Raw genomic sequence first — 25,852 nt, 5'->3', positions numbered from 1 at the left:
TCTTGTGCCGGAAAAGCGCATCATCAGGACTCGACCGTTGAATATTCGAAGCGTGTAACGGCATCATGACGGGCGCGTGCGCGGGTCGGTTCAACATCAGCGAGGCAAGAGATGGCGTCGAGGATTCGGATGAATTCGCTGCCGCGCCGGCAGCGCGTCGTCACCCTGAATTGCCGCGGACGCTCACTGGAGGGAGGGCTAATGACAGTTCAGAACTCGACCTACAAGGATTGCAACATCAGCGTCGACGTGATCGGTCCTGACGCTCGCGGCGCTTACTCGGGAACGTTTGTTATTACGCATGAGGTGGGTGACGCTGACGACGACAGACAGTTCACGCCTGCCTGGCGGACCGCCGTATTCTCGGAAGCGGAAGCTCTCGCCCGGCTCACGCGGCTGGCCGAGGACGTCATCGATGGGAAGAGGGATGGTTCGGAAATTGGCACCTGAATCAAGGTCGATGACGAAGCCGAAGCACGCCACTACTCGTTGCTCGTTCGTCTTTCATTGGCACCAGCGGACCGCCGCAAGCGTAGAGCGAACGGTTGCGGATCCGTCGGACGTGCATGTTGGCGGCGAGGGGTGCTGATGTTCGAGGTGGGCGAGGTAATGCGGGAAAGCATCTTTGGGATGCGCTCGCGCCGAGCAGTGATATCTCATTTTGAACTGCGGCATGACTCGTGGCAAAAAGGCTCTGAGCGTCCTGTGTCATCGCCATCCGATCGCCACTAGGTAGTCGTCGGACGGTTCGGCGAGGATGGAATGCAGCGTGTGTATGACGGCCAACCCGACGCGGCCCTTGCAGGCCGCTTTTCCAGATTTTTATGCGCAACGCCACGAGTCAGGCAGCTTGACCCGCCCCGAGTTCAGCACCCGTGACCGGGTCGCTGCCAGCGTCGGAAGCCGTGCGTGCCGCCATCGCTTGCAGTGTCTCCACGTCCGCCGGAGTAATCGTTACGGTCGCCAATCCATCGCCGCCATCGACAGCCGGTCGGGGATCGTCGACGAACGTCCACTCCGGTCCCTCATTCCACGGGCCACGTGTTGCGGAAGCTTCGCCTTGCGACATCTTGTAGTAGACGCCGGTGAATTCCGGGAAGCCGGGAAGTTTGCCTTGCGGAAAGTTCGGCTGTATCGAATGAAGGGCTTTTTCGAACGACTTTTGATGCGCGATCTCTCGCGTCATTAGAAAGCCCAGCGTTTCGCGAATGCCCGGATCGTCGGTTACGTTGATGAGCCGCTCATAAACAATCTTGGCGCGTGCTTCGGCCGCTATGTTGGAACGCAGGTCGGCGGTCGGTTCGCCGATCGTATCGACGTACGCAGCCGTCCACGGCGTGCCGGCCGAGTTGATCAGCGCGGGTCCTCCACCATAAAGCAGGGACGTGGTGTGCGAATCGTTGCCGCCGCCTGTCATCGAGCGATAAAGTTCGGCCTCGCTCTCGACCGCTTCGGCCAACTGGCCTTTTGCACCCTTGTTCAGCATCGCGATAATCGAACCGATGATTTCCAGGTGGCTCAATTCCTCGGTTGCAATGTCGAACAGGAGATCCTTACGGCCGGGATCGTCCTCACCCACTGCCTGCGTAAAGTAGCGGCACGCAGCGCCGAGTTCGCCTTGCGGTCCTCCGAACTGTTCCAGCAGCAGGTTTGCAAGACCGGGATTGGGCGCCGCGACACGCACCGTATATTGAAGGCGCTTGTTATGCATGAACATGACTTTTTCCTTTGGAGAAGAGCTTTCGCCATACGCGCGACGTTGCGCATTTGGTGCACGTTTCTCGCGAGTGACGATCTTTCGCCGAGCGGTCCCGCGCCAGAATTGACGCGGAACGCCTTCTCATGAAGGCGCTCAGTTCTCAAAGCTGACATCGCCTTGGCGTGGTTACTTCAGGTTGCTGACAGGGTCGTGCGGAAGAGGTGACTTCATCTCGCGATGAGATGTGAGCACCGGAGGTCAGTTATCGATTTACCTTGCGATTTCTGGGTTTGGCGGGCGTAAGCGCTGCGGTCCAGAAATAAACCACACCGCGCTTTGCTGCGGCGTTCGCGCGACCAGTTAGGAAACCGCAAAGTGTGATTTCGGAAATTGGGGTTGTGGTGTATAGCGCAAGGGCTATTCCCAGGCGGGTCAGACGACGGCGCGAACCTTTATTTGCAAGTTACGTCACTTGTACGAATGCAAATAGGGGGTATCCGCTCCAGGCGTGAGAATCGAAAGAATTCATTGCCCACGACGCATGGCCAGCGTTGCACTGGAACAAGCTGGAGTTGATGGATGATTCAAGAACCTGGAACGGCGGACAGCCAGGCGAGGTCGCGACGGGGCGAGCTGGTGTTGCTGTCGGAGTTCAACAAGCAAAAACCCGCTCGGAAGCGGGTCTTTGCTTGTCGTTGCAGTGACTAGTCCTGAAGCAGCGGGACTGCCGATGCTTAGTGCTTTTGATTCGGCTTGTTCATCGATTGCATGGCCGTATCGGCGCCGGTCTTCATTGCATTGCTCGCGGCCGAGACGTTCGACTGGGTTTCCTTCGTCAGGGAATCAGCCGCGTTCGCTGTCGCCTCGACCGAGGCCGTGGTCGCTTGCTTCAAGTTCGTCTCCAAGGCCACAGCAGCCTTTTCCGACGCCTCGGATGCGTTATCGACCGCAGTCTTGAAAATCTCGTTCATGTGACCGCCGTATGATGCAAACTGGCTTTGCGCCTCTCGCGCCACCTGCTCGCCTGTTGCCGAAACAATTGCGAAAAAATGCCGACTATACGATGCTGCTTTTTCCGGAACTTGCGTAAGCAACTTCGATTGCCATTCGCTCACGTCGCTCGCATTTTCAGGCACTGGCCTGGTAACACCGTCGTTTTCGGAAATGAGCGTTCTAATGGTTTGCACATTCAACTGCGTCAGCTTTTGAAAACCGTCCATATACTTATCGGTCAAGCTCATCCAAGCCTGGAATTTAGCTTTTTGAAACGCTGCCATTTGCTGCGGGGGAAAAAAGAACATGGATTACTCCGTTTTAATTTTAGACGGGATTGGAATTTCGGGAAAACTGGAAAGTGTGTTGCTGCACTGCACGGTGAAATTCATCCTACAGCATTAAAATCAAGCGTCAAGGCTTATTTGATTTATTTCAAAGTGAAATTCACCGGTCGTATTTTTTACGCCGCCCCTTTTTATTCGTGGGCTGGATAACATGAAAAAAGGTATAAACGCCCCAATTAATATTTCCGCACGCCGCCTGGTTGATCGAAGCGATGCGAGGCCCATCTATCGCGCGTTAGCGACGGCCTCGAAGAATCGCATCATCTCTCGCGCAGCGTGCGGTCCTCGGGGGTCCGTGTGAGTGGCGTTGGGATCGCCACCCGACCAGGCGTGACCGAGCCCGTGGATCAGCCACTGTTCGCCGAAGACTTCCCCGCCGCTGCCACGACGATACGTATTGCGGGTATAGGGATAGCCTTGCTCCACTTGTCCGAGGTCGGTGGTAACCGACGCGCATGCTTCATCCGTGCCCAGCATCAGGCTCTGATGCATCTGCATCAGTCCCTCTGCGTTCAGCGGATGCACCGTGGTGTCCTGATCACCGTGAAAGACGATGAGGGGCACCGCGCGGCAAACGCCAATCGCATCTCGTGCGGTGCTCAGTTGAGCCGTGCCGTTTCCCATCCTCATTGCAGTCATGGCCGAAAATGCTTCGTCGGCGACACCGAAGGCCAAGCCCGAATGAATCCCGGCGGCCGAGTAAAGGTCGGGATGAGTTACCGCAAGGTTCACTGCCATCGCCGCGCCCGCCGACATTCCGGCAATAAAAACGCGGGTTGGGTCAATCTCATAGGATGCCATCACCTCGCGCGTAATTCCCGCGATGATCGAAGCTTCGCCTGAATCGCGGACCTGATCTGCCGGACGAAACCAGTTCCAGCACCGGAACATGTTGGCACTCGTTCCCTGCTCGGGATACACGACGATACAACCGCCACTTTCTGCGGCCAGATTCATTCCGGTACCGAGTGCAAAGTCGTCGGCGTCCTGCCCGGCGCCATGAAGCATGACGATCAGGGAGGTGGGTGCGCCGCGGTAATTCGCTGGAACGTAGATCTTGAAGTCGTGTACTCCCGTCGGGTGGGAAAACCGACCCGAGAGCCATTGCGGGCCGGGTTGAAGCGCGCGAGTGGCTTTGTTTTGCGCTTCCGGTGAGCACGAATCGAAATCCGCAGCTTCGACCAGGTCGTTGCCGACGCGAGAAACAAACAAGCCTATTAAGGGAGACGATGAACTGTCGAAAGAGGGGTGACCCGAATTGTGCATTACGGCTGTTGCGTTGATATTTTTCATTGGACTCTTTTATTCGAACTGATTTTGCGCGGGTGTCGAGTATCGATCGAACAATGGCCCGCCACCGGTTTGTGCCGGGAAAATTCGAATGTATATTTCCGGCGAGGACAAATGCGGTGAATCCTTGGAAAACCAGGTTAGGCGCGTGGCTGCTGCGAAGGTCGGGCTCGGAGGCAAATATTATTGGGATCGATTTGCTCTCGTAACGGAGTCGATCCGGATTTGGAACTGCGATCTCAAAGTTCATCGTACCCGCGTTTACCCTTGACGCGAAGACGAATAAAGATATTTACGACTTTAGGTACCACAAGACATCGACATTCCGATCGGAGGTCGCAACACGGTCAACGTTTCCCCTTTTGGAAAAATGCGACAGCAGCAGGGTGCAGGAAACCAAAAACGCGACATGCGTAGGTTCCGGCATGCCCTTGTTGTGCGGGGCTGTGCGCCCCGCAAGGCGAAAAGGCGACATGCGTAGGGTCTTTCTCGCGACACGAGTGGAGTCACTCGACACTCTGACCACACGTGCCGACGCGTATCGATCAATAGACCGCGGCCATACCCGCTGGACGGTGTTTGAACCGTCGATGTACCCAGTAATACTGGGCTGGGATTTTCATGATCTGGGTCTCGAGGAACGCGTTCATGCGACCCGCGTCATCGGCATCGTTCCCGGATGGGAAATCGCTGAGCGGCTCGAAGACCCTCAACCGGTATCCCTTGAAATCCGGCAGCACTTCCGTGACGAAGGGCACAACGCGTGCGTGCCCCAAACGTGCCAGTCGCGAAACAGACGTCAGCGTGCAGGCGGGAACGCCGAAGAATGGCGCAAACACCGAATTGTCGACGCCGTGATCCATGTCGGCGGCCAGCATCACGGGTGTGCCCGTCTGCAGCAGCCTGACGATTTGCCGGGCGCTGGTCGAACGCTCGATGAGTTCTGCGCCGAAGCGGCCGCGCTGCCGTCTGGCCAGCTCGCAAAGACGTGTATTGGACATACGCGTGTACAGGGAAGCAGCCGGCATCTTCATCGAATAAAACAGACAACCGGTTTCGATGGCCACGAAATGAAAGCCCAGGAAAATCGTGGGCGGCGCATTTTTGTCTTCAAGGTCAATCGCGCTTTGGACTTGAACGAGGTTTTCGACCCGTTGCGCGCTACCGAACCACTGAATGCCGCGTTCGAAATAGCTGCGCACGACCTGCCGGAAGTGTTCTTTCGCGAGCGCGTCGCGTTCGTTCGCCGGCATGTCGGGAAAACAAAGGCCAAGATTGACCTGGACAATGTGCCGGCGCCTGCCTGGAAGCGCATATAGGGCTGCGCCCAGTGCGCTGCCCAGCCTTGCGACGAACGGGTAAGGAAGTATTGCAAACAGACGCAACAGCGCGACGACCAACAGATAACCAGATCGTTTCAAAATAGCCTCCGGAGTGACAAACGGGTTTACATACAACCATCGTCGCAGGCATAAACGATCAGGAGTCGCAATAAATCGGCGATTCAATATCCCATATGGATAGCGAAAATGAAATAATGTGAACTGCTGTATAGGGCCGTACATCTTACACGCTGCGTGCGCGAAAGTACGTGATTCCGCATGTCGATTTTTGACGCGCAGGTGGCGTGCGCGGAATGCGTACCGATATTAGTGCGAGTGGGCTGCCTTCCGCCACGAGGCTGGATCGTCGCGGCTACACCACCCGCGGCGCCCCCAGTGCCTCGCCTTGCCCAATATCGCAACCTTCCCATCTGAAAAACTGCAGAACGTCGCTATCCGGCACGCCATCGGCGATGGCGCTGAGCCCGAGCGTATGCGCAAGCGCAATAATGGCGCGCGCAACCACCGCGCATTCGCTCTGATGCGTGACATCCTTCACGAACTTCGAGTGGATCCTGATCCGGTTCGGGCGCAGCGCCTGGAGATCGAAGAGCGAGATACGCTCCAGACCGAAATCCACCAGCGTGATCGACACATCCAGCGCCTGCAACGCGCGCGCAGCGAGACGGCGCGCGCCGAGCAATGCGCCGCTGAATTGCAGATCGAGCGCATCGCCGTGGAGCTTCGAATCGGCGAGCGATGTCTTCACCATCGCGATCAACTGCTCGTCGGTGAGATGCTTCGACAGCAACGGCGTCGAGACGCGCGGCGCGGGCGTGTTGCCGCTATCGCGGCAATCGCGCGCGATGGCACACGCGCGACGCAGCATCGCCTGGTCGAGCGACTGGAGCAGCGCGGCATCGTCGGTCAGCGCGGCGATCTGTTCGGGCGATAGCGTGCCGGCTTTCGTCGGCCATGCGGACTGCATCTCGATGCCCCTGAGCGCATTCGATGCAAGGTCGATCTGCGGCAGCGCCTGAACGCTCCAGGTATCGTCATGCAAGGCCGCTTCGAGATCCGCGCGAATCGCGCGCTCGTGTTCGCGATCGATCGGGCCGTCGGTGTCGTTGATTGCAGGCGCGGCGGCGAGCGTTTGCGCGCAGCGCAATGCCTTGATCGTCTCGTACGTGCGCAAGCCGGTGACCACGATGGACGTCAGCTTCTGCGCGGTCAGTTCGGTCTTCAGAAAGTAGCCGTTGATCTCGTAGCGCGTGATGACGTCGCGTTCCGGCGCCATGCCGGGTTGGCCGGTGCGCAGGATGATCTGCACGTCGCGGTCTTCGAGCGTGTCGCGGATATGGCGCACGAGTTCGAGCCCGGCATCGTCGGCTTCCATCACGACGTCGAGCAGGATCAGCGCGGTGCCCGGATGCGCTGCGAGATACGCGCGCGCCTCGGCGGCGGACAGCGCGCTCGCCAGTTCGATCGGCCTGCCCGAGAACGCGGCATCCGCGAGCACGAGGCGGGTGACTTCGTGGATCTCGGGCGCATCGTCGACGAGCAGGACATGCCACGGCGGAGCCTGCGGGCCGGCCAGCGCGCGCGATGCATCGGCGCGCGCCGGTTCGCTTCGCAACCATGAAGGCGCGGTCATGTCTGTTCTCCCTGAGCGCCCGGTATAGCATGGATCGCGCCGTCATGCGAGCGCGCGGTGCGCGGCAGCGTGACCACGAACACCGCGCCCGCGCTTGCGCCGTTGCGCACTGCGAGCGTGCCGTCGAGCGCGCGCGTGACGAGCGCGTAGGCGAGATGCAGGCCGAGACCGCTGCCGCCCGAGCCGCGCCGGGTCGTGAAGAACGGCTCGAAGATGCGCTCGTGCAGTTCGTCGGGAATGCCGCAGCCATCGTCTGCATGTTCGAGCACGACATGCGTGTCGCCCGAACGCCGCGCCGATATCACGATATGCCCGACCTCGCCCGGCGCGAACGCATGCACGAGCGAGTTGAGGATCAGGTTGGTCAGCACTTGCGCGAGCGGACCCGGAAACGAGTCCATCAGAATGCCGGGCGGGCAGTCGACGCGCAGCGCCACGCGCGTGCCGCGCAGCTTCGGCTCGACGCTCAGCACGGTTTCGCGAATGTACTCGCCGAGATCGAAATGACGCCGCGCCTCGCTGACCTGATCAACCGAAACCTGCTTGAAGCTCTGCACGAGACGCGCGGCGCGATCGGCGTTGGAGAGCATGAGGCGCGTCGATTGCCCTGCATCGCGCAGATAATTGCCGAGCGCTTCCTCGGTGAGATCCTGACGCTTCAGGCTCTCGCTGATGCTCTCGGTCCGGTCGCGCAGATACGATGCCGCGCTCACGACGATCCCGACCGGCGTATTGATCTCGTGCGCGACACCGGCGACGAGTCCGCCGAGCGAAGCCATCCGTTCCGACTCGACGAGTTCCTTGCGCGTCGCTTCGAGGTTGTGCAGCGACTGCAGCAGGTCGCCTTGCGCAAGCTCGCGGCTCTCCTGCGACAGCACGATCCACCACGCGCCGAACGCGAGCAGGGGCAGCGTGGCCGCATAGGTGTGCAGCAGGACATCGGCGATCTGGCCGCGCGCCGCAGCGTCGGCAATTTCGATCAGTCGATACGACAGCAGAAACACCGCGCCCGTCGCGGTCGATGCGATCACGAACAAGCCGAAGAAGCGCCCGATGCGCCGGCCGAAATGCGGCGCGAGCGTGCTGGGCCCGGGCGGTTGCGCAAGTTCGTCCACGGTCGATGCGGCCGGCATCTTGCAGCGGTCGCGGCAATGATTGTCGAGACCGCAGCACAGCGAGCAGATCGAGCCTTGATTGAACGGGCACCACGCCATGTCGGCGGCTTCGTAGTCGCGCTCGCAGATGCAGCAGCGCACGAGCTGCGTGCGCGGCACATCGGCGTGCCGCTCGTCGACTCGCGCGATGTAATAGCGCCCGCCCGTCGCATAGGCGATCGCGATCGCGCTGACGAACGCGAGAAACAGCGCGATGAACGCGGAGTACGCGCGCGCGTAATCGCCGAACAGGCCCGCGAACGCGCACGTCGACACGACCGATGCGATCAGCATCGCACCGCAGCCGACCGGATTCACCTGATACAGATGCGCGCGCTTGAACTCGATGCGGCGCGGACTCACGCCGAGCGGCTTGAGCACGACGAGGTCCGCGACGAGCGCGCCGAGCCACGCGATCACGAGATTCGAATACACGCTCAATACCGTTTCGAGCGTCTTGAAGATGCCGAGCAAGGTGAGCAGCAACGCGATCATCACGTTGAACACGAGCCAGACGACGCGCCCCGGATGGTAATGCGTGAGCCGCGCGAACACGTTGGACCACGCGAGCGATCCCGCATACGCGTTGGTCACGTTGATCTTCACCTGCGAGATCACGACGAACACCGTCGCGACCGCGAGCGCCAGCGCGGGACTCTCGAACACATGCCGGTACGCGGTGACATACATGTGCACGGGCACGACGGCATCGATCGCGGGCAGGCCGTCCTGCAACGCGAGCACGGCGAGCAGGCTGCCCGCGAGAAGCTTAAGGCCGCCCACCACGATCCAGCCGGGACCGGCCGTGAGCATCGCGGCCCACCATGCGAAGCGATTCTTCGCCGTGCGATCCGGCAGGAAGCGCAGATAATCGACCTGTTCGCCGATCTGCCCCATCAGCGAGAACAGCACGCCGGCGGCAGTGCCGAACAGCAGGACGTCGATGCTGCCGCCGCGCGCCTCTGCCGTCGCGCCGATGCCGGGAAATGCCGCCCATCGATGCAGCACGTCCGGGTCCTGCCAGAGGATGAAGACGAACGGCGCGACCAGCAGGATCACCCAGAGCGGCTGTGTCCACCTCTGCAGCTTGTTGATCAGCGTGACGCCGAAGAACACGAGCGGAATGATCAGCAACGAAGACAGCAGATAGCCGATCACGATGTTGATGCCCGCCGCCAGCTCCAGCGCCTGCGCGAGTATCGCGGCTTCGAGCGCGAAGAAGATGAACGTGAATGAAGCATAGATCAGCGACGTGATCGTGGATCCGACATAGCCGAAGCCCGCGCCGCGCGTGAGCAGGTCGATATCGACATTGGCTTCGCTCGAGTAATACGCGATCGGCACGCTGACGAGAAAGATCAGCGCGCACACGACGAGAATGGCGGGGAACGCGTTATGAAAGCCGAAGCTCAGCGTGATGCTCGCGCCGATGGCTTCGAGCGCAAGAAACGAAATGCCGCCGATGGCGGTATTGGCGAGCGTCGCGGGCGACCAGCGCCGATACGAACTGGCCGCGTAGCGCAGCGCATAGTCTTCCAGTGTCTCGTTGGCCACCCAGGATTGATAGTCGCGTTTGATTCGCATGTCGGTTGGCCACCGGATCTGCAAGCCTTTCGATTGGACGATCCGATTATTCGCTCAAAGCTGCATCGCCGCAATATTGAAACTTGCCGTGAGAGGGTTTGTGCCGATTGACCGTGCATGTTCATCTGCCAACACTGGCAGGCGACATCGTCATGGTGTCGTTTCGCATCTTTCCCGACGCATCCACATTCCGTTACGGAGCAGACATGACGCCGCTGTTCGCGAGCGCCGTGGCACCTGTCGCCGGCGACGACCTTGTCTATCGCGTTCACGCAGCCGGCGATTCCGACGACGCCTGGTCCGGCGTGCTCACCCAGATCCGCGAGCGCTTTCGCGTGCGCTGGGCAGCGCTCGCGCGTCATAGCTTCGCCACGCGTCAGGGCTTCGCGCTGTATTCCGCGCCGCGCGATCCGCAGTTGAGCGCGGCGCTTTCCGACTACGCATCGCGCAATCCGTGGTTCCTGTCGAGCGATGCGTATCGCGAAGGCCGCGTGATGGCCGGCGACGAACTGCTCAGCAATCGTGAACTCGTCAAGACCGATTTCTATCGCGGGCTGATGCTGCCGCACGGGCTTTATCATCGCCTGTGCGGAGTGATCGCGCGGCGCAACACGCTCGTCTATTATCTCGACCTGCATCGCGGTCCCGATGAGCCACGCTTTGGCCCGCGCGAACGCAACGCGTTCGCCGCGCTCCTGCCGCATCTCACGCTCGCGCTCGACGTGCGCTGGCGCCTGCGCGAGACCGACGACATGAATCGCGCGCTCAGGAGCATCGTGAGCACGCATGCGCGCGCTGCGATGCTCGTCGATGCGGATGCGCGCATGGTGTTCGGCGATCGAGCCGCGCATGACGTGTGCGAAGCCGTGGCGGGGCTGCGGATCGAGGACGGGCGCATCGTGGCCGCCGCCAGCGCGGATCATCGCGCATTGCAGGAAGCGATCGCCCGCGCGACGCATGCATCCGCCGACGTGGACGAGCGCGCGGCGCAAGTGCTTTCTCTTTCCGCGCCGGGCCGTTCGCAGCCGAGCGTCATATCGATTCGCGCAGCCGGCGCCGTATTCAGCGCGGAACTCGGCGAGATGCGGCGCCTCGCCATCGTCACGGCGCTCAACGTGCCTTCGGAAGACGATCACGCCGATTGCGCGTTCGTGCGGCAATTCGGCCTCAGCCCGGCGCAGGCGCGCATGAGTTCGCTGATCGTCACGGGACATTCCATCGCAAGCGCGGCGCGTGAATTGCACGTATCCGAAAACACGGCGCGCAGCCATCTCAAGCAGATCTTCCAGAAGACCGACACGCACAGCCAGATGGAACTCGTCCATCTGCACGGCCGCATCTGCATATCCCTCTGATCTGAAACCTCACCCAACTGGGTGAGGCCGCATGCCCCATCCGGGCCAAACAGATTCCTCGCGCTGGGGGATTCGCGCTGCGAAGCGCGTCCCTATCATGAGTCGTGTCCCAAGCCGCGCTGCCAAACACCTTGCGCCGCTCCCGTGCGCGATGAGGAGATCACCATGCTGGGTTTGTGTTTGCTCTATGTCGGCGCCGTACTGTTTCTCAATGGGCTCTGGTTGCTGGGAAAAATCGGCGACCGCGAGATCTGGGTCATCAATGTTTTCGCGGGCGGCATCACCTTGCTCGCGTCGCTGAAACTCGCGTTCGGCGCGGGCGCGGATGCGGCATCGATCAAGGCCGCCGCGCTCACCTTGCTCTTCACGTTCACGTACTTCTGGGTGGCGATCAATCGCTATAACGGCGCCGATGGCCGCGGGCTCGGCTGGTTCAGCCTGTTCGTCGCGATCACGATCATTCCCGTCGGCATCGATTCGATCATGCACGCGAGTTCGGCATGGTCCGTGTGGTTCGCGCTCTGCTGGTTCGGCTGGGCGTTCCTGTGGCTGCTGTTCTTCGTACTGCTCGCGCTGCAACGTCCCATCGTGAAGCTGACGGGCGCGGTCACGGTGATCGCGGGCATTCTCACCGGCTGGCTGCCCGGCTACCTCTTGCTCAACGGCACGCTGAGCTGATCACGCTGCAACCGAAGTGCTGTCCCTATGCCGGCATGCGAGCCGGCCTGATCCGACAAGGAGACATTCGTCATGGCTGAAACGCTAATCAAGGTCGACCTGAATCAGTCCGCATTCGATAACGAGCAGGTGCACAACCGCTGGCACCCCGACATTCCGATGGCCGCATGGGTCAAGCCCGGCGAAGAGTTCATCCTGGAGACCTACGACTGGACCGGCGGCTTCATCAAGAACAACGATTCTGCGGACGATGTGCGCGACATCGATCTGTCGATCGTCCACTTTCTATCCGGGCCGGTCGGCGTGCACGGCGCGGCGCCGGGCGATCTGCTCGTCGTGGATCTGCTCGATATCGGCACGAAGGCCGATAGCCAGTGGGGCTTCAACGGCTTCTTCTCGAAGAAGAACGGCGGCGGCTTCCTGACCGATCACTTCCCGCTCGCGCAGAAGTCCATCTGGGATTTCCACGGGCTCTACACGACGTCGCGCCATGTGCCGCAAGTCTCGTTCGCCGGCCTGATTCATCCGGGCCTGATCGGCTGCCTGCCTGATCCGAAGCTGCTCGCGACCTGGAATCAGCGCGAGGTCGATTTCATCAAGACGCAGCCCGACCGCGTGCCTCCGCTCGCGAATCCGCCGTTCGCCGCGACCGCGCACATGGGCAAGATGACGGGCAACGAGCGCGAAAAAGCCGCGGCCGAAGGCGCGCGCACGGTGCCGCCGCGCGAGCATGGCGGCAATTGCGACATCAAGGATCTGTCGCGCGGGTCGAAGATCTTCTTCCCGGTGTACGTGGATGGCGCGGGGCTGTCTGTCGGCGATCTGCACTTCAGCCAGGGCGATGGCGAAATCACGTTCTGCGGCGCGATCGAAATGGCGGGTTGGGTGCATATGCGCGTGAGCGTGATCAAGGACGGCATGGCGAAGTACGGCATCAAGAACCCGATCTTCAGGCCGAGCCCGATCACGCCGCGTTACGACGACTATCTGATCTTCGAAGGCATTTCCGTCGATGAAGCGGGCAAACAGCATTATCTCGACGTGCATATCGCATATCGGCAGGCGTGTCTGAACGCGATCGAATATCTGACGAAGTTCGGTTACACACGCGCACAGGCGTATTCGATTCTCGGGACCGCGCCGGTGCAAGGGCATATCAGCGGCGTGGTGGATATCCCGAACGCATGCGCGACCTTGTGGCTGCCCACGCAGATCTTCGACTTCGACATTCGCCCCAACGCCGATGGCCCGGTGAAGGCTGTGAAGGGCGGTGTGGATATTCCGCTGTCGCAGGACAAGGCCTGACGTCGAGGCGATCGAACGGCGCGATGCGAGGCACGCATCGCGCCTTCTTGCACTGAGCGGGGGACTCATGCCGATCTATCAATACGAATGTGAATTTTGCGGCAGCTTCGACGTGATGCGCAGCATCGCGGATCGGGATGCGCCGCATCTGTGTCCCGAATGCGGCGCGCAGACGACGCGCGCCATTACGGGCACGGCGATGCTTTCGTTGATGCCGCAGAGCCGGCGCGATGCCTGCGCGACGAATGAGCGCAGCGCGCATGCGCCGACGAGTTCGAAGAGTCTTGGGTATCGGCATGGGCCTTCGTGCGCGTGTTGCAAGCCGAAAGTGGGCTCAGCGGGCGATGCCGCGCGGTCTGCGATGAAGTCGCCGGCGGGGCGGCCTTGGATGATCAGTCATTAGCTTGATGCTCGGGCTTTTTTTGTTTGCCTGGGCTTCTATGGAATCCTGTTTTCGCGTCGGTTTATTAGCACTGCCCCTGTGCGGGGCGGCAGTCACTTTCTTTGCTGCTGCAAAGAAAGTAACCAAAGAAAGCAGCTCGAGCCGCCCGCGGTCACACGCAATTTGGCCACTATTCTCGTTGTTCGTGGGCTCAGTAGCGAGTGCCCTCGTAGGCCAGACCGGGCTTGGACCGCGCACGGACTGCCGAGCTAGTTCCCCAAGGACACTGGTTCAGCACGAAAGAGTTCCGGCACAGCGCTACGCGCTGCCGTGGGGTATGCAAGGGAAACCGGCGAGAAAAAGGATACGCAGAAGCACACGCATCCCGGATGTACCCATCGGCCGCGAAGCGGGCCGGAGCCTTTTCGTGCTGAACCAGCCACGCACGTGGTGCGATGTGACAGACCGTGCGCGGTTCAAGCCCGGTTAGGCCTACGAGGGCACTCGCTACAGAGGCCACGGGCGAAGAGAAGGATACCCAAATTGCGTATGACCGCGGGCGTCTCGAGCTGCTTTCTTTGGTTACTTTCTTTGCAGCAGCAAAGAAAGTGACTGCCGCCCCGCACAGGGGCAACGCCAATAGACCAACACGCCAGCGGGATCCGGCGAACACCTAGTCAGGCGAAGCAAAAGCACCCACCACGCTCAATCGCCACGCGAGCCATGCCGCTCACCGATCTGCGCAATCGCGATCCGCGCCGCCTTGCGCACTTCCGGATCTCCATCACCGAGCGCGGCCTCAAGAACGTCGAGCGCGTCGCGATTACCAAGTTCGCCAAGCGCGAGCGCGGCCTCCTTGCGGACGTTGCTGATCGGAAAGGTCAGCAACTCGGCAACCGCGTGCGTGCTCGCGACATCGCGCAGACGACCGAGCGCACGCGCCGCCTGCAACGTCACCTGCCAGTAATCGTCCGCGAGCGCGCGTTCGAGCGCATCCCGCGCGGCAACCAGGCGCAGCTTGCCGAGCGTGGCGGCCGCCTCTTCGCGCACGCGCCATTCGTCATCCGATAGCGCGTGCTTCAGCGTATCGAGCACGCTGTCGTCGGTCGCGAAGCCGAGCGCGCCGACCGCGGCATGACGCACGTCGACCGACGTATCGGCGCGTGCGAGCTGCGTCAGTTGCGGCAGCGCGCTCGCATGACGCAGCCAGCCGAGCACGCCGACCGCCTCGCGCCTCACGAGCGGCGCAGCATCCGATAAAGCCGCGAGCGCGGGCTGCGCCGCCTTCGGCAGGCGCAATTCGCGCAATGCGCGCAACAGGGCCGCGCGCGTGAACGCATTGGCACTGGCACTCGCGAGATGCGGCAGCAGACGTTCGCCCGCAACGGGGTCCTTCAACGCAGAGAGACTGTCGGCGGAGGCTTCGCGCGTGCCCGTGTCGCTATCGGCCAGCGCGGCGCACAGCGCATCGACGGCTTCATCCGTATCCCATGCGCCGAGACGTTGCGCCGCCGTCCGACGCACGGCGGCATCCGCGTCGTGACGCAACGCATCTGCGATCGCGGGCAGCCACGCTTCTTCTTCGAGGTCGGCGGCTTCGATGACGGCGAGGCGTCGCACGGCGGCGTCGGCATCGGTGAAACGCGCGGCGAGGGCGTCGTCGGTGACTGGATCGAAGAGAGGATTGGTATGCGTCATGAAAAAACCGAGTGTGAGATGTCGATGCGCGCGGGCGCGTCGCTCGACGTGACGGGTGCGCCCGCATGCGGATGGCGAAGCAGCGCGAGGCAGCGGCGTTTGAGCGCGACGAACCCCGGCTCGGTGACGAGGTCGCGCTCGCGCGGCCGCGCGAACGGCACGCGCAGTTCTTCGAGCACCGTGCCGGGGCTGTGGCTCATCACGAGAATGCGATCGGCGAGAAACAGCGCTTCGTCGATGTCATGCGTGACGAACACGACAGTCGGCCGCCGCTCGCTCCATACATCGAGCAGGAGCGACTGCATCAGTGCGCGTGTTTGCGCATCGAGCGCGCCGAAGGGCTCGTCCATCAGCAGGACGCGCGGTTCGTTGAGCATCGCGCGCGCGATCTCCGCGCGCTGCTGCATGCCGCCCGACAGTTGCGCGGGATAGCGATCCGCGAACGCGCCGAGCCCGACGCGATCGAGCAGCGCCTGCGCGCGACGATGCCGCTCGCGCTTGCCCACGCCGCGCAGCTTCAGGCCGAAGGCGACGTTGTCGAGCGTCTTGCGCCACGGCAGCAGCGTGTGCTGCTGAAATACCATGCCGCGCTCGGGATGCGGTCCGTCGATCGGCTTGCCGTCGAGCGTCGCGCGTCCCGCGTGCGCGCCGACGTGTCCCGCCAGCGCGGCCAGCAAGGTCGACTTGCCGCAGCCCGACGGCCCGAGTATGCAGACGAACTCGCCCGCTGCGATGACCGCGCTCACATCGCGCACGGCGGTGAATGCGTGCGCGCCTTCACCCAGCGTGATGGCGAGCGCTTCGAGTTCGATGCGGCCCGCGCTCATCGGCGGCTCCCGGCGGCGAGCCACGGCGTGAGCCGGTTGCCGGCGATACGCACGAGCGCGCTGCTGCCCATGCCGAGCAGGCCGATCAGCAACATGCCGACGACCACATCGGGATAACGCTGCACCGTGTACGACTGCCACGTGTAATAGCCGATGCCGAATTGACCCGAGATCATCTCGGCGGTGACGAGGCAGAACCAGGACGTGCCCATGCCGATCGCGAGCCCGGTGACGATCGCGGGCGCGGCGCCCGGCAGGATCACTTCGCGCAGAATCACGCGCTGGCTCGCGCCGAGACTGCGCGCGGACGACACGAGGCGCGGCTCGACGCCTTCGACGCCGTGGATCGTGCCGAGCAGGATCGGAAAGAACGCGCCGGTGAAGGTAATGTAGATCATCGACATTTCGGAAGATGGAAACATCAGGATGGCCAGGGGTATCCACGCGACGGCGGGAATCGGCCGCAAGACTTCGAGCGGCGTGAGCAGCGCGAGACGCGCCCATTGCGAACGGCCAATGGCGAGCCCGAGCACGACGCCGCCGACAGCCGCCGCGAAATAACCCGCCGCGATGCGTCGCACGCTGCTCGCGAGATCCGACAGCAGCTTGGGCGAATGCACGAGTTCGACGATGGCCGCGAGCGTATCGGCGGGCGTCGGCACGTTCTCGAAGGTGACGATGCCGAGATTCCAGCGCTGGGTCGTCGCGAGATGCCAGAGCACGAGGCACAGCGCGAGCGACGCCCACTGCACGCCGGCACGCGCGCCACGTGAACGCAGGAGCGATGGAGTGGAGTATGCGAGCGTCGCCATGTTCGCCTCAGCGGTTGGCGAGCGCGGTCGGCTGGCGTACGGCGGCGAAATCGAGCACCTGGCCGCCATGCGCGTTCGCCCACGCCTGCGCGCGATCCTTCAGGAGGAACGCGTTCAACTGGCCGTCGCCGGTTTTCGCGAACCATGCCTGATTGCCGAGCAGCTTGATGCCGCTCTCGCGATCCTGCGCATAGAACGCGCGCACTTGCTTGCCGTCGCGCTCCAGCGTGGCCAGTTCGCGCACAGCCTCTTCCGGCGACGCGAAACTGCGCACCTTCGGCTCGCCGCGCACCCAGATCTGCGCGACGCGATCCGTCTGCGCAATCGGCTTGCCGGTCAACGCATCGTTCGCGACGAGCGGCGTCGGCGCGTAGTTCTTCAGCGCGGCGTCGTAATCGAGATGCTCGGCCTTGAAGGCGGCGCGCAGATAACTATCGTCGATAAAGGTGTTGGCGTTCAGATCGCCGTCCGCGCGCTTGAGCAGCTTGAGCGTATCGAACGAAGTCTGCACGGCCTTGCGATACTCGGGCTTCCACGTGAGATCGCGCGTCTGCAAACCGAGCGGGCCATGAAACAGATAATCGACTTCAGGCTCGATGCCCGTGACCTTCGCGATCAGCTCGCTGTACTTCTCCGGCTCGGCCGTGAGCAGCCGGTTCGCTTCGATCGCCGCGCGCAGATACGCCACGACGACTTCCGGATACTTCTGCGCGTAGTCCTTCTCGACGAGGGTGCCGTGCAGCGTCGCCGATCCGGCCTGCGAGCCGTCGTAGATCTTGCGCGCGAAGCCGCGATATGGGAACAGTTCGGCAAAGGGCACGAAGTCCGCGTGCGCGTCGATCTTGCGCGTCTGCAAGGCGGGACCGGCCACTTCAGGCGCCTGCGTGACGATGTTCACGTCGCGCTCCGGGTCCCAGCCTTGCGCGGCAACGGCGCGCAGCAGCATGCCGTGCGCGGTCGATGCAAACGGCACCGAAATGGTCTTGCCCTTCAGATCGGCGATGGACTGCGCGGGCGAATCCGTCGGCACGACGATGCCGTTGCCGCTGCCGCGCACGCTGCCCGACAGCACGCTGATGAAGATGCTGCTCTTGCCCGCCTTCTGGTTCGCGACGCCGTTCAGCACGCCGGGGAAATCGGCCATCGAGCCGAAGTCGAGCTTGCCCGCGACCATTTCATTCGTGATCGGCGCGCCGCTCGTGAAGTTCTTCCACTGGATGTCGTACTGCGCATCCTTGTATTTGCCGTCGTGCGGCAGGTATTTGTCGAGCAGATGCAGCTCGCGGATCAATGCGCCACCCGCCGCCGTGTTGATCGTCGTGTCCTGCGTGCCGATGGCGACGCGGATCGTTTCCGCATGCGCGGCGCTTGCGAAGAGCGCGGCCGTCAGGGCCAGCAATAGCGTCTGTTTCATGATGCGTGTGTCCTCGTCATCGAAGAAGATACGGAATGTCGACATGCACGGCATTGGTCGGACAATCGCGCTCGCAGGGCATGCAGTACCAGCATTCGTCGAACTTCATGAAGGCCTTGCCGGTGTCGGGATCGATCGCGAGCAGATCCATCGGACAGACGTCGATGCAGACCGTGCAGCCCTTGTCGGCGATGCACTTGTCTTCGTCGATCATCACGGGAAGGCTCGAGCGCTGACGCGCTTCGCGGGGCACGAGGGCCATGCTTTTTTCTCCTATGCAGCGACGGGCTGCGACGTGCGAGCGAGCCGCAGACGCGAATACGCGCCGCGCTCGGACTCGTCGATGGGAACCACATACGGTTCCACGGCTTTTTTGAACGACGTCATGCGTCCCGATGCATCCTTCTTCAGATGCGCGTGGCAGAACCACTCGTCATCGTTGCGCTCGGGAAAATCGACGCGATGGTGATAGAGACCCCAACGGCTCTCCGTGCGATACAGCGACGCGCGCGCGGCCATCTCGGCGCAATCGAGAATCGCGGCGACTTCGGCGGCGCGCATCAGTTCGTGCGGATCGGCGGCGGCGAGGTTCTCGACATCCTCGCGAATCTCCGCGAAGCGTTGCAGCCCGATCTCCATGCGCCGCGTGACCTTGGGCGGCTGCAGATAGTCGTTGACGAAGCGGCGCAGCTTGTATTCGACCTGCGCGGGCGGCAAGCCGTGCTCGCGCGTGAGCGGCGCGAAGATGCGCGCACGTTCCTGCTCGACCTGCGATGCATCGAGCGCGGACAGCGCACGGCCCGCGACATGCGAGGCGGCGTCTTCACCCGCGAACCAGCCGTAGGTGAACGCGCCGAGCATGTAGTTGTGCGGCACGGCGGCCATGTCGCCCGCTGCGTAAAGCCCTTGCACGGAGGTGCGCGCGTGCTCGTCGACCCATACGCCCGACGCGCTGTGACCGCTGCACAAACCGATCTCCGAGATATGCATCTCGATCATGCGCGTGCGGTAGTCGTTGCCGCGTCGCGCGTGAAAGCGTCCGCGGCTCGGGCGCTCGTTGGTGTGCAGGATCGTCTCGATGGTCTGAATGGTTTCTTCCGCGAGATGATCGAGCTTCAGAAACACGGGACCGTTGCCGCTCTGGAGTTCCTGGTAGAACTCCCACATCATCTGCCCGCTCCAGTAATCGCATTCGATGAAGCGTTCGCCCTTGCCATTGGCCGTATAGCCGCCGAGCGGGCCGGTCACATACGCGCACGCCGGGCCGTTGTAATCCTTGATGAGCGGATTGATCTGGAAGCATTCGAGATTCGATAGCTCGGCGCCGGCGTGATACGCCATCGCGTAACCGTCGCCGGCGTTGGTCGGGTTCTCGTAGGTGCCCATCAGATAACCCGATGCCGGCAGGCCCAGGCGTCCGGCCGCGCCGCAGCAGAGAATCACGGCCTTCGCGCGGATCACGTAGAAATCGGCGCTGCGGCAATCGAAGCCCATCACGCCCGCGATCTCGCCGTTCGGGCCGTTCAGCAGGCGCGTCGCGACGACGCGATTCGTGATCTCCACGCGCGCACGTTTCAGCTGCCGGTACAGGACCTTCTTGACGTCGTGGCCTTCGGGCATCGGCAGCACATACGCGCCCATGTGATGCACCTTGCGCACCGCGTAATCGCCGGTGTGATCCTTCTCGAACTTCACGCCCCAGCGATCGAGCTCCTCGATCGTCTTGAAGCTGTGACGCGCATACGCGTAGATCGTGGCCTGATTGACGATGCCGTCGTTCGCGACGGTGATTTCCTTCGTGTACTGCTCGGGCGTCGCGTGGCCGGGGATGATGGCGTTGTTCAGCCCGTCCATGCCCATCGAGATCGCGCCGCTGCGCTTCACGTGCGCCTTGTCGATGAGCAGTACGCGGAGGCTCGGGTCGCGCTGTTTCGCCTTGATGGCCGCCATCGGGCCGGCCGTGCCGCCGCCAACGACGACGATGTCGTATTCGAGTTCGTGGGTCTGCATGATCTGGGATCGCCGCTTGTTATGACAAGTCAGGACCAGATTCTAGAAGCGCGCGAACCGCGTTGGAATCAATTGTTTGTGCTTTGCTTGTGCCTGCTTCGAATAACGCGCCGGGCGCTGGCGGCAGGCCGCTCGCGGTCGATGCGCAGACGATACTGAAACGTATCGCCACGGAAATAGAGGTATTCGAAATCGACCGGCTGGCCCTGTGCATCGTGCGTGAGGCGCTCGATGCGCAGGAGCGGCGCGCCTTTCTTCACATCGAGCGCCTCCGCGATCTCCGGCGCGGCCGCGATGGCGTCGATGGCGAGATCCGCGTGGCCGAGCGGCATGCCGCAGTCGTTCTCGAGCATCAGGAAGATATCGCGCGTCGCGAGTTCGGCGCGCTTGAGACGCTTGCCGACGGCCTCGGGCAGAAACGTCACTTCGTACGAGACGGGCGCGCGATTGAGCAGCCGCACGCGATGAATCTCGGCGACGCTCGCGCCCTCGGCAAGACCGAGTTGCGCCGCGACTTCCGCGGGCGCGCTGACGAAGCGCATCTGCACGACGCGGTTGATGATCTCGTGGCCGCTTTCCGCCATCGCTTCGGCGAAACCCTGCAGCGACGTCACGTTCTGAAACGCCTTGGGCTGCGACACGAACGAGCCCTTGCCGTGGACCTTGAAGATCAGCCCTTCCTTCTGCAGGTCGCCGAGCGCCTGGCGGATCGTGATGCGGCTCACGTCGAACATCGCCATCAGCTCGCTTTCCGAGGGCATGCGGCTCATCGGCGGATAACGGCCATCGAGAATGCCGGTGCGCAACACGTCCTTGATCTGTGCGTAGAGGGGCACGTGTGAATCGAGCGAGACGGATGGGCGGCGGATGGGCATGGGAGAGGGCGGGGCAAGGAGGCGGCGCATCGAGCAGCGATTATAGCGGCGCGTCCCGGCTTCATCCCCATAAACAAATGACGAAATATTGGTTAGCCGCGCTCGCCGGGTCATCGAGAATGCAGACTGGCTAGTTCGAGTCGCAGCGAGGATCGAAGATGAGTGAGCGCAGCGCGTGGAATGCACGGGGAACGGGGCGGTCGTCGTTGCCGGTTACGCTCGTGACCGTGCCCGGCCTGTACGGCAGCGAAGACGCGCACTGGCAGAGCTGGCTGGAGCGCGAGATGCCCGGCGCGCGGCGCGTCGAGCAGCGTGACTGGGATGCGCCGAATCTGGCCATCTGGAGCGATGCCGTGCGCGACGTGATCGCGAGCGTCGACGGCCCTGTGGTGCTTGCGGCGCATAGCTTCGGCTGTCTTGCTACGGCGCATGCGTTGTCGCACGCGGGCGCTTTTCATACGCATGGCGCGAGCGTCAAGGGCGTGCTGTTCGTCGCGCCCGCGAGTCCGGCGAAGTTCCGTTTCGCGGGTGCGTTCAGTGCGCGCCGGCTCGATACGCTGTCACTCGTGGTCGGCAGCGAGACCGACCCGTGGATGCCGCTCGATGAAGCGCGCACGCTCGCGCAACGCTGGAACAGCGCGTTCGTGAATCTCGGCAACGCGGGGCATATCAACACATCGGCGGGATTCGGGCCGTGGCCGCTCGCGAAGCATTTCGTCGAAACGCTCGCGCGCCGCGTATCCTCCGAATACGAAGAAGAGGAGCAACGCGCGTACGGCTGATCCCGCATCGGGATGACGCGCGATGCCTGCATGGCCGCCTTCGGCGGCCTTTGTCTGTTGTGCGGTATGGTTTGAACCCCTGTCTGGAGAAAAAATGGCGGTCTATAAAAAGCTGGTCATCACCGTTGCGCTCGGCCTCGCGGCGAGCATCGCGCAGGCTGAAACGACGTTGCTCAACGTGTCCTACGACGTGACGCGCGAGCTCTACAAGGATATCGACGCGGCCTTCGTCGCGGACTACCGGCAAAAGACCGGCGAGACGGTGTCGGTGCGGCAGTCGCACGGGGCGTCGAGCGCGCAGGCGCTTTCGGTGACGCAAGGCCTTCAGGCCGATGTCGTGACGATGAACCAGCCGAACGACATCGACCTGCTCGCGGAACGCGGACAGCTGGTGCCCGCGAACTGGCGCAGCCGTCTGCCGGACGCGAGCGCGCCCTATACCACGACGATGGTCTTTCTCGTCCACAAGGGCAATCCGAAGAACATCAAGGACTGGAACGACCTCGCGCGGCCCGGCGTGCAGGTGGTGATCGCCAATCCGAAGACTTCGGGCAACGGGCGCTATGCGTATCTCGCGGCGTGGGGCTACAAGAAGCAGCAGGGCGCAACCGATGCGCAGGCACAGGACTTCGAGAAGGCCATCTTCAAGAACGTGCCCGTGCTCGATACGGGCGGACGCGGAGCCACGACGACGTTCACGCAGCGCGGCATCGGCGACGTGCTCGTCACGTTCGAGAACGAAGTCGGATTGATGAGCGCCGGGCCGGGTGCGAAGGATTTCGAGGCGGTGTATCCGTCGGTGAGTCTGCTGGCGGAGCCGCCGGTCTCGATCGTCGACAAGGTGGTGGACAAGCGCGGCACGCGCAAGCAGGCGCAGGCGTATCTCGACTTTTTGTTCACGCCGGCTGCGCAGGAGATCATCGCGCAGCATCATCTGCGGCCGCGCAGCGCCGATGTGCTGGCGAAGCATGCGGGTGAATTCAAGGCGTTGAAGACGTTTACGGTGGAGCAGATGTTTGGGAGTTGGCAGAAGGCGCAGCAAGTGCACTTCGCGGATGGGGGGACGTTTGATAAGGTGGTGGCGGAGAGGAATTGACCGAGGCCGTCAGGCCAGTGTGACTCTGCGGCGCTGGACCAGCATTGCAATGGGGGCGGGCAGGCCGCGATTGGCCGGCGTGGCGGCATCGGTCTCGGTGCGGCTGCGTTGCGAAGGTGGTTCTTCGCGCGCCTGTTCTCGGACGGTTTCCGGAAATGGGTTTGCGATCTTTAGAACTTGGAGGTCGTCTCCGTTCAATTATCGCCACCGGAAACACGGCAGTTGGGGGCGTAAAACCGTATTCGGAATTCGCGACCCGTTGGGTTGGATGAGTTAGTCAATCTGCTTATAAGACAGATCCGAAAAACAGGGTTGATCTAATTCGACTAACTAACTGAATTCAATCGAATCGACCGGAAGCACGGGGAATCGCTGCTTTCGGGCAGGAATTTTGTAGGCCAAAATACCTGTATTGGCCCCGTTCCGAATATTCATCTCTGAACAGGGCCGTCTCGATTTTGCCGTCGAACACACGGCGTGAGTTCAGGGAGTTCCTTGCATGTCCATGGTGTTGCCGTCGCAAGCGTACTCGTTACAGGTTAAACCGCAACCTGCGCTTATCTCGATATTGAGGTTTAACGGCGAGGAAAAAATAACTGAGCTCTACGAATTCAACATCGAGTTCACGAGCCCGGTGGCCGACATTCCGATGGACCAGGTCGTAGGACGGCCCGCGGTCTTCACCATCGATCCCATCCACCCGCAGGAAGCCGACGAAACCCGCTATTGAGTCACGCTGGTGCCAAAAATTGCGGAGATGGGCGAGGACGCAAATGTCGGTTGTTCCAGAGGCAATCCGTCATCGAGATCGTCACCGATACGACGGGCCAGTACGGCGGGTGAGATTGAGTTGAAGGTCAATCTGACCGTCGGCGATGCTGATGGCGGAAGCTTCACTTTCCCATCCTGGTCCAACACAACAGTGCAAGACATCAAGACCCCGGTTTCCTTTGGATTTTCTGAGTAAGCATCGAAATGGCAACTTCCGCACTCCCTACACAACAGCCCGCGTCGAGGCCACAGCCTGCATCCGCTGACACGAAGGTCAAGCAACCGTCGTTCGCGTTTCCGTTTCTGAAGAAGGGGCGGAGTGACGCGGACGCTGCAGTCAAATTCACCGACGAGCACGAGATCTATCAACTGCTGGCGGACAAGGAGCCCGGTGGCAGTTTTCTGGTGAGTAAGAACGGGTTCTGGCATGGCGGTATTCACATCACCGAGAACGGCGCGGGCCGCAAGCTCGATTTGAAGCAAGTATCCGATGCATCGCGGATGGCCACGTCATCGCGTACCGCGTGAACCGGACTTATCCCATGAGTCAGCTCGGAGGTGTGCAAGCGCCCTACAGTACGGGATTCGCGCTGGTGCGCCATACGATGGAGTTTCCGAAAGGCACGAAGCTGACGTTTTACAGCTTGTACATGCATCTTCAGGCGTACGAGGAGTATGAGCGAGACGCGCCGACGACTAAGCCGACGTATTGGCCGACGCAGTATAAGGTCACGGAGCATGCGCAAGACAAGCCTGATGCGAGTCGTCTCGGCCAGTTGCCGGAGGGACAGCAAGGCCTGAGGGTGCGTAGCGGTCCGAAGGGCGGCCACCGGGGGGCACATTCACTTGGCATCCTGCCACAGGGCGCATGTGTGAGCATCGGCGAGCAACAAAAGGGCTGGGGCAAGATTACGGATGCGCATGGAGCGCAACTGTACGCGCCCAAGGTCGGCGAAGTTCCGCCTACTACCGTTGTGGGCGGCTGGATTTTCCTGGGTAACGAACATGGTGGGCCGGTAGCACAGGGATTCATGCCTGATGATGCCTTCGATCGCGTAGTCGTTACCCTCTCAACGTCCGGCGACGCAAGCGACGCGAATGCTAAAGGCATTGCCGTGAAAGCAGGCGATCTGATGGGGCATCTTGGTCGTTTCGACTCACTGAGTACGAGTCCGCCTTCCGCGACGCGTCTGGCGCACATTGAAGTGTTCTGTGACGAGAGCGTTAAGTCATTCATCGAGCAGGGCAGGTCGTGGGTTGGCTCGCACGGCGCGCATCCGGACGACTGGAAACCGTTGGGGCTTTCTTCCGAGCCGACGCTGTTGCGTATCGCGGAGGGGACGAAGCTGTTTCGCAAAGCGGAGCAGGAGGGTGCCGCGCCCCCAGTGACGGGTGTGGTGCAGCGGTGGTCGCTAGCTGAGTTGGCACGTGATTCAAACAGGAAGCATCTTGAAGCAACTGCGGATCGCAGCGGGCGTAAGCTGAACTGGTGGCGCGTTAGCAGCGCCGACCAGCGTGGACAGGCGATCAATGGTTGGGTGCGTGAAGAGAATTTCGCGGGGGGAACAGTAACGCGGGAGCTTGCGCAAAAATGGGTGGACTTCGATTGTCTCGATGGCGCACATGACGCCGCTCACACAGTATTTGCGACGACCAAGGCGTGGGTTGATTTTTCCAAACAGGCTCCGGATGCGAAGTTGCAAGCCAAGCTCAGTCCAGTCATGCAAGCGGTGTATCGGAAGCTGTTTTCGCAAGGTGACGGCAGTCTGGCTGCGGACGATTTGTGTCTGAATTAAGCAGATGA

Annotated in this window: 23 protein-coding genes; 10 read left to right on the top strand and 13 right to left on the bottom strand. The window is 62.0% G+C overall.

Features of this window, described 5'->3' with window-relative positions:
* The first annotated feature begins 129 nt into the window (after positions 1-129).
* A complete protein-coding gene (locus BTHE68_RS18780) occupies positions 130-450 on the top strand; it encodes a hypothetical protein (RefSeq protein WP_162067767.1) in 321 nt (106 codons plus the stop codon).
* 391 nt (positions 451-841) lie between these two features.
* Here the strand turns inward: BTHE68_RS18780 and BTHE68_RS18775 are convergent, their stop codons facing one another.
* The 6 genes from BTHE68_RS18775 to BTHE68_RS18750 form a co-directional block, all read right to left on the bottom strand.
* On the bottom strand, positions 842-1,717 hold the full coding sequence (locus BTHE68_RS18775) for a manganese catalase family protein (protein WP_162067766.1): 876 nt from the start codon (positions 1,715-1,717) through the stop codon (positions 842-844).
* A gap of 716 nt (positions 1,718-2,433) precedes the next feature.
* Positions 2,434-3,000, bottom strand: coding sequence for a TIGR01841 family phasin (phaP, locus tag BTHE68_RS18770; protein ID WP_225936288.1), 567 nt, complete (start codon positions 2,998-3,000; stop codon positions 2,434-2,436).
* A gap of 264 nt (positions 3,001-3,264) precedes the next feature.
* Positions 3,265-4,332: an extracellular catalytic domain type 1 short-chain-length polyhydroxyalkanoate depolymerase gene (locus BTHE68_RS18765; RefSeq protein WP_162067765.1), complete on the bottom strand. Its 1,068-nt coding sequence runs from the start codon at positions 4,330-4,332 to the stop codon at positions 3,265-3,267.
* Between the two features lie 542 nt (positions 4,333-4,874).
* On the bottom strand, positions 4,875-5,750 hold the full coding sequence (locus BTHE68_RS18760; RefSeq protein WP_162067764.1) for a lipid A biosynthesis lauroyl acyltransferase: 876 nt from the start codon (positions 5,748-5,750) through the stop codon (positions 4,875-4,877).
* 274 nt (positions 5,751-6,024) lie between these two features.
* The gene (locus BTHE68_RS18755) at positions 6,025-7,305 is read right to left on the bottom strand and encodes an EAL domain-containing protein (protein ID WP_162067763.1); all 1,281 of its coding nucleotides are present in this window, start codon (positions 7,303-7,305) and stop codon (positions 6,025-6,027) included.
* Positions 7,302-10,043 carry an ATP-binding protein gene (locus BTHE68_RS18750; protein WP_162067762.1) on the bottom strand — a complete coding sequence of 914 codons (2,742 nt, stop codon included), beginning with the start codon at positions 10,041-10,043 and terminating at the stop codon, positions 7,302-7,304. Before BTHE68_RS18750 ends, BTHE68_RS18755 begins: the two co-directional genes overlap by 4 nt.
* Before the next feature lie 206 nt (positions 10,044-10,249).
* Between BTHE68_RS18750 and BTHE68_RS18745 the strand changes: the two genes are divergently transcribed.
* From BTHE68_RS18745 to BTHE68_RS18730, 4 genes are all read left to right on the top strand, one after another.
* Positions 10,250-11,398 carry a helix-turn-helix transcriptional regulator gene (locus tag BTHE68_RS18745; protein WP_162067761.1) on the top strand — a complete coding sequence of 383 codons (1,149 nt, stop codon included), beginning with the start codon at positions 10,250-10,252 and terminating at the stop codon, positions 11,396-11,398.
* A 165-nt stretch (positions 11,399-11,563) separates the two neighbouring features.
* Positions 11,564-12,076 carry an AmiS/UreI family transporter gene (locus BTHE68_RS18740; protein ID WP_162067760.1) on the top strand — a complete coding sequence of 171 codons (513 nt, stop codon included), beginning with the start codon at positions 11,564-11,566 and terminating at the stop codon, positions 12,074-12,076.
* A 72-nt stretch (positions 12,077-12,148) separates the two neighbouring features.
* Positions 12,149-13,381, top strand: a complete 1,233-nt coding sequence (fmdA, locus tag BTHE68_RS18735) for a formamidase (RefSeq protein WP_162067759.1) — start codon at positions 12,149-12,151, stop codon at positions 13,379-13,381.
* A gap of 67 nt (positions 13,382-13,448) precedes the next feature.
* Positions 13,449-13,784, top strand: coding sequence for an FmdB family zinc ribbon protein (locus tag BTHE68_RS18730; protein ID WP_162067758.1), 336 nt, complete (start codon positions 13,449-13,451; stop codon positions 13,782-13,784).
* Positions 13,785-14,468: 684 nt separating this feature from the next.
* Here BTHE68_RS18730 and BTHE68_RS18725 read toward each other — a convergent pair.
* The 7 genes from BTHE68_RS18725 to BTHE68_RS18695 all read right to left on the bottom strand — a co-directional run bounded on the left by BTHE68_RS18725 (position 14,469) and on the right by BTHE68_RS18695 (position 21,399).
* Positions 14,469-15,461: a HEAT repeat domain-containing protein gene (locus BTHE68_RS18725; RefSeq protein ID WP_162067757.1), complete on the bottom strand. Its 993-nt coding sequence runs from the start codon at positions 15,459-15,461 to the stop codon at positions 14,469-14,471.
* A complete protein-coding gene (locus tag BTHE68_RS18720; protein WP_162067756.1) occupies positions 15,458-16,288 on the bottom strand; it encodes an ABC transporter ATP-binding protein in 831 nt (276 codons plus the stop codon). The genes BTHE68_RS18725 and BTHE68_RS18720 overlap by 4 nt, the downstream gene beginning before the upstream one ends.
* Positions 16,285-17,100, bottom strand: a complete 816-nt coding sequence (locus BTHE68_RS18715) for an ABC transporter permease (protein WP_162067755.1) — start codon at positions 17,098-17,100, stop codon at positions 16,285-16,287. The genes BTHE68_RS18720 and BTHE68_RS18715 overlap by 4 nt, the downstream gene beginning before the upstream one ends.
* 7 nt (positions 17,101-17,107) lie before the next feature.
* Positions 17,108-18,514: an ABC transporter substrate-binding protein gene (locus BTHE68_RS18710; RefSeq protein ID WP_162067754.1), complete on the bottom strand. Its 1,407-nt coding sequence runs from the start codon at positions 18,512-18,514 to the stop codon at positions 17,108-17,110.
* Between the two features lie 16 nt (positions 18,515-18,530).
* Positions 18,531-18,776 carry a 4Fe-4S dicluster domain-containing protein gene (locus BTHE68_RS18705; protein ID WP_008352838.1) on the bottom strand — a complete coding sequence of 82 codons (246 nt, stop codon included), beginning with the start codon at positions 18,774-18,776 and terminating at the stop codon, positions 18,531-18,533.
* An 11-nt stretch (positions 18,777-18,787) separates the two neighbouring features.
* A complete protein-coding gene (locus BTHE68_RS18700) occupies positions 18,788-20,524 on the bottom strand; it encodes a fumarate reductase/succinate dehydrogenase flavoprotein subunit (RefSeq protein ID WP_162067753.1) in 1,737 nt (578 codons plus the stop codon).
* 68 nt (positions 20,525-20,592) lie between these two features.
* Complete coding sequence (locus tag BTHE68_RS18695) at positions 20,593-21,399, bottom strand: GntR family transcriptional regulator (protein ID WP_162067752.1); 807 nt, start codon at positions 21,397-21,399, stop codon at positions 20,593-20,595.
* A gap of 158 nt (positions 21,400-21,557) precedes the next feature.
* On the opposite strand from BTHE68_RS18695, the gene BTHE68_RS18690 reads away from it, so the two are divergent.
* From BTHE68_RS18690 to BTHE68_RS36865, 5 genes are all read left to right on the top strand, one after another.
* Positions 21,558-22,181: an RBBP9/YdeN family alpha/beta hydrolase gene (locus BTHE68_RS18690; RefSeq protein ID WP_162067751.1), complete on the top strand. Its 624-nt coding sequence runs from the start codon at positions 21,558-21,560 to the stop codon at positions 22,179-22,181.
* A 94-nt stretch (positions 22,182-22,275) separates the two neighbouring features.
* Positions 22,276-23,277, top strand: a complete 1,002-nt coding sequence (locus tag BTHE68_RS18685; protein WP_162067750.1) for a sulfate ABC transporter substrate-binding protein — start codon at positions 22,276-22,278, stop codon at positions 23,275-23,277.
* Positions 23,278-23,776: 499 nt separating this feature from the next.
* The gene (locus tag BTHE68_RS36715) at positions 23,777-24,007 is read left to right on the top strand and encodes a hypothetical protein (protein WP_197919677.1); all 231 of its coding nucleotides are present in this window, start codon (positions 23,777-23,779) and stop codon (positions 24,005-24,007) included.
* A gap of 245 nt (positions 24,008-24,252) precedes the next feature.
* Positions 24,253-24,576, top strand: a complete 324-nt coding sequence (locus BTHE68_RS36870; RefSeq protein ID WP_232077962.1) for a hypothetical protein — start codon at positions 24,253-24,255, stop codon at positions 24,574-24,576.
* A gap of 14 nt (positions 24,577-24,590) precedes the next feature.
* On the top strand, positions 24,591-25,844 hold the full coding sequence (locus tag BTHE68_RS36865; RefSeq protein ID WP_232077961.1) for a hypothetical protein: 1,254 nt from the start codon (positions 24,591-24,593) through the stop codon (positions 25,842-25,844).
* Positions 25,845-25,852 lie beyond the last annotated feature (8 nt).

It is taken from the genome of Burkholderia sp. THE68, assembly GCF_009938265.1.
In the GTDB taxonomy this organism is placed as follows: Bacteria; Pseudomonadota; Gammaproteobacteria; order Burkholderiales; family Burkholderiaceae; genus Caballeronia.
This window is presented reverse-complemented; position numbering and strand designations above follow the sequence as displayed.